Raw genomic sequence first — 12,878 nt, 5'->3', positions numbered from 1 at the left:
GTCACCCCCCGCGGACCCGCAGCCGGAACTCCTGCGGACTGACCCCGTAGCCCCGCTTGAACGCGCTGGACAGGGCGAACGCGCTCCCGTACCCCACCTGCCGGGCGATCGCCTCCAGCGTGGCGGACCCCTCCCGCAGCCGGTCGGCCGCCAGCGCCAGCCGCCACCCGGTCAGATACGCCATCACCGGCTCCCCCACCAGCTCGGTGAACCGCCGGGCGAGCGCCGCCCGCGACACCCCCGCCTTGGCGGCCAGGGAGGCCACCGTCCACGGGTGCGCGGGATCGTCCTGCATCAGCCGCAGCACCCGTCCCACCACCGGGTCCGCGAGTGCCGCGTACCAGGCGGGCGCTTCCGCCTCGGGCCGGGAGAACCAGGCCCGCAGCGCCGCGATGACCAGCAGGTCCAGCATCCGGTCCAGGACGACCTCCTGGCCCGGCTCGTCGCGCACGATCTCCTCCATGAGCAGGGGGGTCAGCGGGCACTCCCACACGTCGGTGGTGAGCGACAGCAACGGCGGGAGCGCGTCCAGGAGCCGGTTGCTGATCTCGCCCTCCATCAGATACGTCCCGATGAGGAGGACCGTCTCGCCGTCCAGCCGGTCCCCCCAGGCGCGGACCCCGAGGTCCATGGAGCCGTTCAGGGACCGCCCGTCGGGGTAGCGGCACTCGGCGCCGGGCAGGATCAGCGCCTGCGGGACCGTGTCGGGGTCGTCGGCGCACGTGTAGGGGTCGGGGCCGCGGGCGATGGCGAGGTCGCCCGGGCGCAGCCGGATCCGCTCGCCCGCGTCGGGCAGGATCACGGCCTCCCCGCGGACCATCAGCATGACCGTCAGCGGCGCCCGGTCCTCCACGCGCACCGCCCACGGCGGGTCGAAGCACGCACGGATCATGAAGGCGCCACGCGCCCGCGGTCCTTCCAGCAGACCTGCCAGAGCGTCCATGCGGCCAGCGTAGACGGGTGCGCATGGGAATGAGCCGTTCGGCGATGGTCCCCTGCCGGGGCCGGGAGTTGACTCGACGGCATGACGGAGAACACGCGGAACACGACGGTGTTGGTGACCGGTGCCTCGGGCCGTACGGGCAGCCGGGTGGCACGGTCCGCGCGGGCCGCGGGGCTGACGGTACGGGCGGCCTCGCGGGCGCAGGGGTTCGACTGGCACGACCCGTCCACCTGGGCGCGGGGGCTGCGGGGCGCGGACGCGGCGTACCTCGTGTACCCCTCGGACATCGGAGCACCGGGGGCCGCCGAGGCGGTCGGGGCCCTCGCGCGGGAGGCGGTGGGGGCCGGCGTACGGCGGCTGGTGCTGCTGTCGGCGCGGGGGCAGGACCGGGCGCGGGACGCGGAGGAGGCGCTGCACGCGTCGGGGGCGGACTGGACGGTCGTGCGGGCCGCGTGGTTCGCGCAGAACTTCAGTGAGGGGCCGCTGGTCGAGGAGCTGCGGCTGAGCGGGGAGCTGGTGTTCCCGGCGGGCGGGGTGCGCGAGCCGTTCGTGGACGTGCGGGACATCGGGGACGTGGTGGCGGCCGTGCTGGTGGCGGGCGGCCGGTACGTCGGGGAGACGGTCACCGTGTCCGGCCCACGCCTGCTGACCTTCGGCGAGGCGGTCGCGGAGATCGGGAGGGCGACGGGCAGGGAGCTGGCGTACCGAGCGGTGTCGGGTCGGGAGTACGGGGAGCGCCTGACCGGGTTCGGGGTGCCGGAGGCGGAGGTCGGAGCGCTGGTCGAGGCGTTCGAGCAGCTGCTGGACGGCCGCAACGCGCATCTGTCGGACGGGGTGCGGGACGTGCTGGGCCGGGCGCCGCGGGACTTCGCGGAGTTCGCGAGGGAGGCGGCGGCCGCGGGCACGTGGAAGGCATGATCCCGAGGGCGTGATCCCACTCGGGGCGCGGGGAACCGCGCGGGAGGTCCCACCGGCCCGCGCCCGACAACGCGCCCCTTCAGGACCCCTCGGGCTTCTGCGGGGGATGGGTCGTCTTCGCGTGGGTCCGCAGCCGGGACGTCACGTCCTCCGGGGGCAGGAAGCGGGACCAGCGTTCCGGGAACTCCGAGGGCATGCCGGGGTCGTCGGGGTCCGGGTCGGCGTCGTGGAGCGCGGCCGCGCGGGCCACGTACTCCGCGACCTGCGCCTCGCGCACCCGCTCCTGCGCCGCGCGCGCCGCCGCCGTGGCCGCGGCAGGCCAGACACGGTCGATGGCCGCGTTCATCGCCGCGCCCACCAGGACGGCGAAGGCGGAGACGCCGATCCACAGCAGCACCGCCACGGCGGCGGCGAGCGAGCCGTAGATCGTCGCGCCCTCGATCGTGCTCTGCAGGTAGATCCGGAGCAGGAAGCTCCCCAGCACCCACATCGCCAGGGCCACCAGTGCGCCCGGCACGTCCTCGATCCACGGTGAGCGCACCGGTACCGACACGTGGTACAGGGTGGTCAGGAAGGCGATGGACAGGATGATCACCACGGGCCAGTACAGGACCTGGACGACCGTCGTCGACCACGGCACGATCCGCACCACGGCGTCCGGGCCGGCCACCATCAGGGGCAGCGCCACCGAGCCGATCAGCAGGGCCGCGATGAAAAGCGCGAACGCCACGAGCCGGGTCTTGACGATGCCGCGGACCCCGTCGAGGCCGTACATGACGGTGATGGTGTCGATGAAGACGTTCACCGCGCGCGACCCGGACCACAGGGCGAACAGGAAGCCGACGGAGATGACGTCGGGCCGGCCGCCCTTCATCACGTCGTCGAGGATCGGCTGCGCGATCTGCCGTACGCCCTTGTCGGACAGGACCGTGCGCGCGGCGTCCAGGAGGTTGGCCTCCAGGCTGCTGATGCTGTCGGTGCCGGTCCAGTCGTCGACGTAGCCGAGCAGTCCGATGAGGCTGAGCAGCAGCGGCGGTACGGACAGCAGCGAGAAGAACGCGGCCTCGGCGGCGAGCCCCAGGATGCGGTACTCGATGCACGAGTTGACGGTGTCCTTGACCAACAGCCAGGCGGTCCTGCGCTTCGACACGTTCCGGTAGAGGGCACGGGCCCGGTGGAGCCGGCCTGGTGGCTGTTGAGGGGAGTCGCTTGCTGCCTGCACGACCTAAAGGTATCCGCCACGGGAGCGTGCACTCATCCCCGCGTCCCGGTCCTGGGCACGGCCGTGCGGGGAACGTCCGCTCGCGTTCGGTTCCGTCACGGCCCGGAAAGCATCGGGCAACCCCGCGGAAATCCCAAAGGAAATCGAACTCCTTTTCTGTCATGCACCCGTTGGCCAGATCTGTCGGATTCGCCGACCGGAATGCCGGACGACAAATTTACCGACCATGAGGTGAATTCCCCGGTGGCGCCGCGGAACAGCGCGAGAACGGCATACCGAAGCCGCCTGGCCGACCAGCGAGAAACCGCCATTGACCGAAACGTGCTTGACCCGTTCACGAGCGCCTCGAAACAATTCGGATTGCATTCTGAAGGCCCTGACCAAGGCACGAGCCGGCCACTCCGTCCCCGTCGCGTGGTCACTCCAGGCGCATACCGAACCGCTCCTTCTCTCATTCCGTTACGTGTCTCAGGGCACTTCTCTTTCTTCCGGAACACCCGGAACACCCGGAACCGCGGAGAGCCTTCTCCATGATTTCCCGCTGCCCGGTGAACAGCGGTCGCCGTCCCGCCGTATCCCACTCCGGAGAATTCCCATGCCTGCTCCGAACGCGCCGAAGGAAGCCGTGCCGCGCATCGCGGGGGTCGATGTGGCCCGGGGCCTCGCCCTGCTCGGAATGTTCTCCGTTCACGTGTTCGGCGCGTTCGACGAGGCCGGGGCGCCGACGCCCGCCTGGATGTTCGCGGGCGGCCGTTCCTCGGCGACGTTCGCCGTGACGGCCGGGATCGGTCTGGCCTTCACCACCGGCGGCCGGCGGCCGGTGACCGGGCGGCCCGCCGCGGTGGCGGTGGCGGCGCGGGCCGGGGTCATCGCGCTGATCGGACTGCTGCTCGGGTACGCCTCGCGCGCGGCGGACCTGGACGTGGACGTGATCCTGGCGTTCTACGCTCTGCTGTTCCTGATCGCGGTCCCCCTGCTGGGCCTCGGCCCGCACACCCTGGCAGGGCTCTCCCTGTCCCTGGCCGTGGGGGCGCCGTTCGCCGTGCACGCGCTGCGGGGCGTCCTGCCCGAGCCGGCCTTCGACGGCGACCCGACGCTCCGGGACGTGCTCACCGATCCGCTCGGCCTGGTCTCGGACCTGCTGGTGCACGGTGACTACCCGGTGCTCGCCTGGACCGCCTATCTGTGCGCCGGACTCACCCTCGGCCGCCTCGACCTGACGTCACGCGAGACCGCGCCCCGGCTCCTCGGGGGCGGTCTCGCCCTCGTGGCCGGGACCTGGCTGGTGTCGTCCCTGGTCCTGTTCCGGTACGGCGGGCTGCGGCACCTGTGGCGCGCGGAGTTCCCCGGCGCCTCCCGCGCCGAGGCCCTTTGGGACAGTCCGGACGGTGAGACCTGGTGGGCGCTGCTCTCCCGCGCGCCGCACGCGACCACGCCCTTCGACATGCTCCTCACCCTGGGCTCGGCCGCGGCGATCCTCGGCGGCGCCCTGCTGTTGACCAGGAGCACCCGTCTCACCCGGGTGCTCACGCCGCTCGCGGCGGCCGGCAGCATGCCGCTGACCCTGTACGCCGCCCACGTGCTCCTTCTCGCCACCGGTGCGCTCTCCGGCTCCCCCGAGCTCCTCTACGCCGTCATGACCACCGGAGCGCTCCTCTTCGCCCTCTCGTGGCGGCACCTCGGACGTGGCCCGCTGGAAACGGTCGTCGCGGGCGCGGCCCGGCGGTGTCGCGAGGCCGTAACACCACCGCGCCCCCCGGAACCGGTGACGGACCCGGCCCGACTTAGCAGGCACACCGAATAGTCCATAAGGCCAAAAGTGATGATCTAGGAGCTCAAGTGGTGGTAAATCCCGGCGAGATCACGACAGTCGCCCCGGTGGACGGCACGGCCCAGGTCCTCGCCGAGGTGCTGGCCGGGGTCGTGAAGACGGATCACGTCCCCCTCGACAGCCACTTCTTCGACGACCTGGGCGCCAACTCCCTGGTCATGGCGCAGTTCTGCGCCCGGGTGCGGAAGCGGGGCGATCTGCCGCAGGTGTCGATGCGGGACGTGTACGGCCACCCGACGATCCGCGGTCTGGCCACCGCCCTCGCCGGGGCCCCGGCCCCCGCACCGGCCCCCGCACGGCCGGCCGAACCGCCCCCGCCGCCGGGCGGCACCACCCGGTACGTGCTGTGCGGGCTGGTTCAGTTCCTCGTCCTCGCCGTGTACTGCTGCGCTGCCGGTGCCGCCACCGCCCAGGGGTACGCCTGGCTGTCCGGCGGCGAGGGACTGCTCTCCGTCTATCTGCGCTCGCTGGTCTTCGGCGGTGCCCTGTTCGTCGCCCTGTGCACCCTGCCGGTGGTGGCGAAGTGGGTGCTGGTCGGCCGGTGGAAGGAGACGGAGTTCCCGGTGTGGGGTCCCGCCTACCTCCGCTTCTGGCTGGTCAAGGCGCTGCTGCACGCCAACCCGATGGTCCTGTTCGCGGGCAACCCGCTCTACGTCCTCTACCTGCGGGCCCTCGGCGCCCGCATCGGCCCGGGCGTCACGATCCTGTCCCACTCGGTACCGGTCTGCACCGATCTGCTGACCGTGGGCGCGGGCACGGTGATCCGCAAGGACGCCCTGTTCCCCGGCTACCGGGCGCACGCGGGCCGGATACGCACCGGCCCGGTCACCCTCGGCCGGGACGTCTTCGTCGGCGAGAAGACCGTCCTCGACATCGGCACGTCCATCGGCGACGGCGGACAGCTCGGCCACTCCTCCGCCCTGTACGACGGCGCCGCGATCCCCGCCGGCGAGCGCCGGCACGGCTCCCCGGCCCGCCCCACCGACGTCGACCACATCCGGGTCCCCGCGGCCCGCTGCACCACCGCACGCCGGGCCGGCTACGGCCTGGTGGCGCTGGTGCAGACGCTGCTGGTCCACGTCCCGCTCGGGATCGGCGGCACCTTCCTGGTGATGGACCTGGTCCCGGCCCTGGACCCGCTGCTGGAACCGGACGCGAAGGAACTGGCGACGGCCGCCTTCTACGCCCAGGCACTCGTCCTGTCCCTCGTCCTGTTCGCCGGTTCGATCGTCGCGGGCCTCATCGGCGTCACCCTGCTGCCCCGGCTGCTCAACCTGGCCCTGCGCCCCGACCGGGTCTATCCGCTGTACGGCTTCCACTACTCGGTGCAGCGCGCGATCGCCCGGATGACCAACATCAAGTTCTTCAAGTGGCTGTGCGGGGACAGCTCGTACATCGTCCCCTACCTGCGGTCCATCGGCTACGACCTGTCACGCGTCGAGCAGACCGGATCGAACTTCGGCACCGAGGTGTCGCACGAGACGCCGTACCTGGCCACCGTCGGCAGCGGCACGATGGTCGCCGACGGACTGTCGATCCTCAACGCCGAGTACTCCAGCACGTCGTTCCGCGTCTCGCGGGTCAGGATCGGCGGGCACAACTTCCTCGGCAACCACATCGCCTACCCGGTCGGCGGCCGTACCGGCGACAACTGCCTGCTCGCCACCAAGGTGCTGGTCCCGCTCGACGGCGAACTCCGCGAGGGCGTGGGCCTGCTGGGATCACCGCCCTTCGAGATCCCGCGCACGGTCGAGCGCGACACCCGCTTCGACCACCTGCGCGAGGGCGACGAACTGCGCCGCCGCCTGAGTGCCAAGAACCGCTTCAACGCCCGCTCGATGGCCCTGTTCCTGTTCGTCCGGTGGCTGCACTGGTTCGCGCTGACCCTCCTCGGTTTCGCCGTCGTCGATCTGTACGGCGGTCAGGGCGCCCTCGGCGGCCTGCTGATCGGCGGCTACCTGATGGCCGGACTCGCGCTCACCGTCGGCTACTACGTGCTGGTGGAGCGGCTGATCACCCGGTTCCGGCCGCTCCGGCCGCGGTTGTGCTCCATCTACGAGCCGTACTTCTGGTGGCACGAGCGCCTGTGGAAGGTGCCCGACAGCCAGCTCAAGCTGTTCAACGGCACGCCGTTCAAGAACGTCGTCTGGCGGCTCATGGGCGTACGGATCGGTCGCCGGGTCTTCGACGACGGGGTCGCCATCACCGAGCGGACGCTCACCGCGATCGGCGACGACTGCACGCTCGGCGCCCATTCCAAGGTGCAGGCGCACTCCCAGGAGGACGGCACCTTCAAGTCCGACCACATCGTCATCGGCGCCGGCTGCACCGTGGGGGCGGGCGCGCTGGTCCACTACGGCGTCTCGATGGGCGACGGCGCCGTGCTCGGTGTCGACGCCTTCCTGATGAAGGGCGAGGAGATGCCGGCGGGGGCGCACTGGGGCGGCAATCCGGCGGTGGCGCTGCGCCGCGCCTGAACCGCCCGAACGAGGAAAAACAGGGGGAAGCACGTCATGGAAACAGCGCACCGCACGCCCGGTCCGATACCGGACGTCACCGAGTACACGGTCCCGCTGCCCGAGGGCACACCGACCGGTCCCGCCGCACTCCTCGCGGCCCGCATCAAGGTCCTCGCCGCCCTCTCGGGCAAGGCGGAGGGCACTCCCTACGACGACCTGGGCGTCGCCGTCGCCGACGGTGCACTGCGGCTGCGGTACCGCACCGGCGCGCTCGACGCCACCGCGGCCGCCCGCGTCGCCGGCTACCACCTCACCGCGCTCCTCCACCCCGACCGCACGAGCCTGCTGTCCGAGGAGGAACTCCGCTTCCAGCTGGAGGAGTTGGCGGGCCCGGTCCGCGCGCTCCCGGACCGGCGGGTGCACGAGCTGTTCGAGGAGCGGGTCGCTAAGCACCCGGACGCCGTGGCCGCCGTGCAGGACGAGCGGCGGTGGACGTACGCCGAGCTCAACTCCCGCGCCAACCAGGTCGGCCGGGCGCTGCTGGCCCGCGGTCTCACGGCCGAGGACGTCGTCGCCGTGGTCATGGAGCGGAACCTGGACTGGATGGCGGCCGTGCTCGGCGTGCTCAAGGCGGGCGGGGTGTACCTGCCGGTCGAGCCGCACTTCCCGGCCGAGCGGGTCACCCGGACGCTGTTCCGGGCGGGCTGCGCGTTCGTCGTCACCGAGGAGGGCAGCACCGGCTCGCTCTCCGGTACGGCCGCCGAGACGCTGTACGTGGACGCGGTGTACGCCGAGGACCACGCCGACGACGACCTCGGGATCCCGGTCGCGGCGGATCAACTGGCCTACATCTACTTCACGTCCGGCTCCACGGGCGAGCCCAAGGGCGCGATGTGCGAGCACGCCGGTTTCCTCAACCACGTGCTCGCCAAGATCGAGGATTTGGGCATCGGCGAGGACGACGTGGTCGCGCAGACCGCGCCGCAGTGCTTCGACATCTCGCTGTGGCAGCTCCTCGCGGGGCCGGTCGCCGGCGGGCGGACGCTGATCGTCGGGCAGGACACGGTCCTGGACGTGCCGCGGTTCGTGGACACGCTGGTGCGGGGACGGGTGAACGTGCTCCAGGTCGTGCCCTCGTACCTGGAGGCCGTACTCGCCGAACTGGGGCAGCGGCCGCGCGAACTGACCGGCCTGCGCTGTGTGTCGGTGACCGGGGAGGCGGTGAAGCGGGAACTGGTGCAGCGCTGGTTCACCGCACAGCCCGGCATCACGCTGGCCAACGCCTACGGTCTGACCGAGACGTCGGACGACACCAACCACGAGGTCATGGACCGGGTGCCGGACGGCGACCGGGTCCCGCTCGGACGGCCGGTGCGCAATGTGCGGGTGTACGTCGTCGACGAGGACCTGGTCCCGGTGCCGCTGGGCGCGCCGGGCGAGATCGTGTTCTCCGGGGTGTGCGTGGGCCGCGGGTACGTCAACGACCCCGAGCGCACCGCGGCGGTCTTCGCCGAGGACCCGTACCGGCCCGGCGAACGGCTGTACCGCAGCGGTGACGTGGGGCGCTGGCGGGCCGACGGCAAACTGGAGTTCCTCGGCCGCCGGGACACCCAGGTCAAGATCCGCGGGTTCCGCGTGGAGATCGGCGAGATCGAGAACGCGCTGCTGCGGGTGGACGGGGTGCGCGACGGGGCCGTCGTGGTCGTCCGGGGCACCCAGCTCGCCGCGTTCTGCGCCGGGCCCGAGCCGGTGGCCGCGGACACGGTACGGGAGCGGCTGGCGGCCTCGCTGCCGTCGTACATGGTCCCCGCTGTCGTGCACTGGCGTCGGCGGCTGCCGCTGACCGCCAACGGCAAGACCGACCGCAGGACGCTCACCGCGCTCGCCGAGGACCTGGACGCCGGGTCGGCGGGCGGGCCGGTGACGGCAGGTGAGCGGCGGCTGGCGGAGGCCTGGGCCGCGGTGCTCGGCGTGCCCGCCGACCGGATCGGCCGGCTCGACCACTTCTTCGACCGTGGCGGCAGTTCGCTGTCCGCCGTGCGTCTCGCGATCGCCCTGGACCGGGCGGTCACCCTCCAGGACGTCGTCCGTCACCCGGTCCTCGCGGACCTGGCGGACCTGCTCGACCGGCGCGGCTGAAAGGAACTCCGAGATGTCCTCCACAAGTCTGCTTCCCTACCTGGACCCGGCCCCGGGCGCCCCTCCGGTCCTGCACGCCAAGCCGGCGGACGACCCGCTGGGTTGGGCGGCGGAGCACCGCGAGCCGCTGCGTGCCCTCGTCCACGACCACGGTTGCGTCCTGGTGCGCGGGCTTGGCCTCGCCGACCCCTCGACGAGCGAGGCGGTCTTCCGCCGGCTGACCGACGGCCTGATGCCCGACCATGAGCCCTTCGCGCCCCGGCGCCGCTATGCGGACGGTGTGTACTCGTCCACCAAGTGGCCGCCCAACCAGCAGATGTGCATGCACCACGAGGTCAGCTACGGCCTGGAGTTCCCGGGCCTGCTGCTGTTCGCCTGCCTGGAGGCGCCCGGTTCCGGGGGCGCGACCGTGCTCGCCGACGCCTCGGCGGTGCTGCGGGCCCTGCCCCGCGACCTGGTCGCCCGTTTCGAACGGGAGGGCTGGCTGCTGACCCGGGCGTACCACGACGAGATCGGAGCGTCCGTCGAGGAGGCCTTCGGCACGGACGACCGCACGGCCGTCGAACGCTACTGCCGGCGGCACGCCATCGAGTTCGCCTGGCAGGACGACGGCTCCCTGCACACCCGGCAGCGGCGCGACGCGGTCCTGCGGCACCCCTCCTCCGGGCTGCCCTGCTGGTTCAACCAGATCGCGTTCCTGAACGAGTGGACCATGGAGCCCGAAGTGCACGAGTACCTGGTGGACATGTACGGCGCCGACGGGTTGCCCTTCAACACCCGCTTCGGCGACGGGAGTCCGATCGACGCGGACCTCGTGCGGACGATCAACGAGGTGTACGACGCCCACACCGTGCGCGAGCCGTGGCAGGACGGCGACCTCCTGCTCGTCGACAACATCCGTACGGCGCACGGCCGTGAGCCCTTCGAGGGGCCGCGCGAGGTGCTGGCCGCGCTCGGCGACCCGGTGCTGCGCACCGACGGCGAGGTGAGCGGCGTATGAGCACCGTCGACGCCCCGTCCTTCGCGCTCGTCACCGGCGCCCAGGTGCAACGGGCCCTGCACGGAAGGGAACGGGAGATCGCGGACCTCGTCGAGGCCGTGTACCGGCTGCACGGCGCGGGTGACTCGGTGAACCCGCCGTCGTACTTCCTGACGTTCCCGGACCGCCCGTCGGCCCGGATCATCGCGCTGCCCGCCTCACTGGGGGGACCGCTGCGGGTGGACGGTCTGAAGTGGATCTCCAGCTTCCCGGAGAACACCAGGTCGGGACTCCCCCGGGCGTCCGCGGTGCTGATCCTCAACGACCCGGACACCGGCTACCCGTTCGCGTGCCTGGAGAGCTCCGTCATCAGCGCCACGCGCACCGCGTCGTCGGCGGCCCTGGCGGCCGCGAAGCTCGGCGCGGGCCGGGTCCGCCCGACCCGGGTCGGGTTCGTCGGCACCGGTCTGATCGCCCGCTACATCCACACCCATCTCGCCGCCACCGGCTGGGAGTTCGAGGAGACGGGGGTGCACGACCTGTCCGCCGAGAGCGCCGCCGGGTTCCGCGGCTACCTGGAGCGGTCCGGGGCGCCCGGGAAGGCTGTCGTGCACGACTCGGCCGAGTCCCTGATCCGCTCCAGCGACCTGGTCGTCTTCGCCACGGTCGCCGGCACACCGCACGTCCACGATCCGTCGTGGTTCGGCCATCACCCCCTGGTCCTGCACGTGTCCCTGCGCGATCTCGCCCCGGAGATCCTGCTCGCGTCCGCCAACTTCGTCGACGACGTCGAGCACTGCCTCAAGGCCGAGACCTCCCCGCACCTGGCCGAACGGCTCACGGGGAGCCGGGACTTCATCGACGGCACGCTCGACGACGTGCTGACCGGACGGGTGACCGTCCCGACGGACCGGACGGTGGTGTTCTCCCCCTTCGGCCTCGGGGTGCTCGACCTCGCCGTCGGCCGGTACGTCCACGACGAACTGGCCCGGCGCGGCGAACTGCACGTCGTCGACGGGTTCTTCAACGAGCTGCGCCGGTACGGCTGACGATCTGCGCGCATGAGGAGGGGGGCGTCATGCCCGTCATATCCGATCCTTCGGAGTTCAACGAGTCAGACCTCTACGTCGACCTGCGGGCGGCGCTGGAGCTTCCGCTGTTCCTGAAGTGCGAGGGCTTCAACTTCGCCGGGTCCGTCAAGCTGAAGGCGGCCCGCGAGATGGTGGACGCCGCCGAGCGGGACGGCACCCTGCGGCCCGGGTCGGTCCTGGTCGAGTCGTCGTCGGGGAACCTGGGGGTGGCCCTGAGCGTGATCGCCGCGAGCCGGGGTTACCGGTTCCTGTGCGTGACCGACTCACGGTGCAACCTGGCGACGATCCGGCTGATGGAGTCGCTCGGCACCCGGGTGCACGTGGTCAGGGAACCGGACCTGCACGACGGCTACCTCGGGGCGCGGCTCGCCTACGTGCGGGCGCTGTGCGCCTCGGACGAGCGGTACGTGTGGCTCAACCAGTACAGCAACCAGGGCAATTGGCGGGCGCACTACCGCTCCACGGCGCCGGAGATCGCGCGGCGCTTCCCGGACCTGGACGTGCTGTTCGTCGGGGCCGGCACCACCGGGACGCTGATGGGCTGCGCACGCTGGTTCTGGCAGTGGCGGCGGCCGGTGCGGATCGTCGCCGTCGACAGCATCGGCTCGGTCACCTTCGGCGGCCCGCCCGGAGTCCGTCTGATCCCGGGGCTCGGCGCGAGCGTGCCGCCGCAGCTGCTCGACAGGTCGTACATCGACGACGTGGTCCTCGTCGAGGAACCGGACACGCTCCAGGTCTGCCGCAGGCTGGCCGCCCGGGGCTTCCTGTTCGGCGGCTCCACCGGCACGGTCGTCAGCGGCGCCCACCAGTGGCTGTCCGCCCACGCCCGCCGCGGCCTCACCGCGGTCGCGATCGCGCCGGACCTCGGCGAGCGCTACCTCGACACGGTGTACCGCCCCGGCTGGCCCCACGGCCTGCCCGAACCGGACCCGACCCACCGGACCCCGGAGGCCATGGCCCACCTGGCCTGAACCCACCCCCTGCGCCCACCAGCAGGCGCAGGACAGCCCGTGCGACCACTACCTCAACACCCCGCACCACCCCGGCCCGCCCGAGCCGCACCCGGCCACCGGCGCGCCCCGTGCGGGGGAGGCTGGCGACCCCGTCCGCGCGGAACCGCCCGTACGCCCGCGGCGACCGGCGACCGGTGGCCGTGGGCCGGGCCGACGCTCCCCGAGCCCGCCCGTCCGCAGGCGTCCGACGCGGTGGTCCGCGGACGCCGGTCGACCGCGCCCGCACCAGGTCACCGCGCCGGCGGGCCGCCGGTACCCGCCCCCGGCGACCCGCCCCGTGTCC

9 protein-coding genes are annotated in these 12,878 nt (G+C 72.3%); 7 read left to right on the top strand and 2 right to left on the bottom strand.

Translation table 11 applies throughout. The annotated features are described in order from the left end of the window. Window position 1: 1 nt before the first annotated feature. Window positions 2-943, bottom strand: coding sequence for an AraC family transcriptional regulator (locus tag ACIQJT_RS20130; protein ID WP_365457129.1), 942 nt, complete (start codon window positions 941-943; stop codon window positions 2-4). Between the two features lie 81 nt (window positions 944-1,024). Here ACIQJT_RS20130 and ACIQJT_RS20125 point away from each other — a divergent pair, with 81 nt between their 5' ends. Further along, entirely contained in the window at window positions 1,025-1,861 is an 837-nt protein-coding gene (locus tag ACIQJT_RS20125) for an NmrA family transcriptional regulator (RefSeq protein ID WP_402645208.1), read from the top strand. 79 nt (window positions 1,862-1,940) lie between these two features. Here the strand turns inward: ACIQJT_RS20125 and ACIQJT_RS20120 are convergent, their stop codons facing one another. Beyond that, on the bottom strand, window positions 1,941-3,083 hold the full coding sequence (locus tag ACIQJT_RS20120; protein WP_053852706.1) for a YihY/virulence factor BrkB family protein: 1,143 nt from the start codon (window positions 3,081-3,083) through the stop codon (window positions 1,941-1,943). Between the two features lie 595 nt (window positions 3,084-3,678). Here ACIQJT_RS20120 and ACIQJT_RS20115 point away from each other — a divergent pair. The 6 genes from ACIQJT_RS20115 to sbnA are packed head-to-tail and all read left to right on the top strand — an operon-like array spanning window position 3,679 to window position 12,553. Further along, window positions 3,679-4,887 carry a heparan-alpha-glucosaminide N-acetyltransferase domain-containing protein gene (locus ACIQJT_RS20115; protein ID WP_402645204.1) on the top strand — a complete coding sequence of 403 codons (1,209 nt, stop codon included), beginning with the start codon at window positions 3,679-3,681 and terminating at the stop codon, window positions 4,885-4,887. Window positions 4,888-4,922: 35 nt separating this feature from the next. Then, window positions 4,923-7,391, top strand: a complete 2,469-nt coding sequence (locus tag ACIQJT_RS20110; RefSeq protein ID WP_402645202.1) for a Pls/PosA family non-ribosomal peptide synthetase — start codon at window positions 4,923-4,925, stop codon at window positions 7,389-7,391. Window positions 7,392-7,427: 36 nt separating this feature from the next. Then, entirely contained in the window at window positions 7,428-9,512 is a 2,085-nt protein-coding gene (locus ACIQJT_RS20105; RefSeq protein WP_402645200.1) for an amino acid adenylation domain-containing protein, read from the top strand. Window positions 9,513-9,525: 13 nt separating this feature from the next. Continuing rightward, the gene (locus ACIQJT_RS20100; RefSeq protein WP_402645197.1) at window positions 9,526-10,512 is read left to right on the top strand and encodes a TauD/TfdA family dioxygenase; all 987 of its coding nucleotides are present in this window, start codon (window positions 9,526-9,528) and stop codon (window positions 10,510-10,512) included. Beyond that, complete coding sequence (gene sbnB / locus ACIQJT_RS20095) at window positions 10,509-11,540, top strand: 2,3-diaminopropionate biosynthesis protein SbnB (RefSeq protein WP_402645194.1); 1,032 nt, start codon at window positions 10,509-10,511, stop codon at window positions 11,538-11,540. The genes ACIQJT_RS20100 and sbnB overlap by 4 nt, the downstream gene beginning before the upstream one ends. 29 nt (window positions 11,541-11,569) lie before the next feature. Further along, window positions 11,570-12,553: a 2,3-diaminopropionate biosynthesis protein SbnA gene (gene sbnA, locus ACIQJT_RS20090; protein ID WP_402645191.1), complete on the top strand. Its 984-nt coding sequence runs from the start codon at window positions 11,570-11,572 to the stop codon at window positions 12,551-12,553. Window positions 12,554-12,878: the final 325 nt, after the last annotated feature.

It is taken from the genome of Streptomyces sp. NPDC091972, assembly GCF_044756385.1.
In the GTDB taxonomy this organism is placed as follows: Bacteria; Actinomycetota; Actinomycetes; order Streptomycetales; family Streptomycetaceae; genus Streptomyces.
Note: the sequence above shows the minus strand (reverse complement) of the source record. Positions and strands in the feature narration are given on the sequence as shown.

What these genes read in the sequence shown, in the direction of transcription:
- ACIQJT_RS20115 (WP_402645204.1), top strand. Translation starts at nt 3,679, where the DNA reads ATGCCTGCTCCGAACGCGCCGAAGGAAGCCGTGCCGCGCATCGCGGGG.
- sbnA (WP_402645191.1), top strand. Translation starts at nt 11,570, where the DNA reads ATGCCCGTCATATCCGATCCTTCGGAGTTCAACGAGTCAGACCTCTAC.
- ACIQJT_RS20105 (WP_402645200.1), top strand. Translation starts at nt 7,428, where the DNA reads ATGGAAACAGCGCACCGCACGCCCGGTCCGATACCGGACGTCACCGAG.
- ACIQJT_RS20130 (WP_365457129.1), bottom strand. Translation starts at nt 943, where the DNA reads ATGGACGCTCTGGCAGGTCTGCTGGAAGGACCGCGGGCGCGTGGCGCC.
- sbnB (WP_402645194.1), top strand. Translation starts at nt 10,509, where the DNA reads ATGAGCACCGTCGACGCCCCGTCCTTCGCGCTCGTCACCGGCGCCCAG.
- ACIQJT_RS20100 (WP_402645197.1), top strand. Translation starts at nt 9,526, where the DNA reads ATGTCCTCCACAAGTCTGCTTCCCTACCTGGACCCGGCCCCGGGCGCC.
- ACIQJT_RS20125 (WP_402645208.1), top strand. Translation starts at nt 1,025, where the DNA reads ATGACGGAGAACACGCGGAACACGACGGTGTTGGTGACCGGTGCCTCG.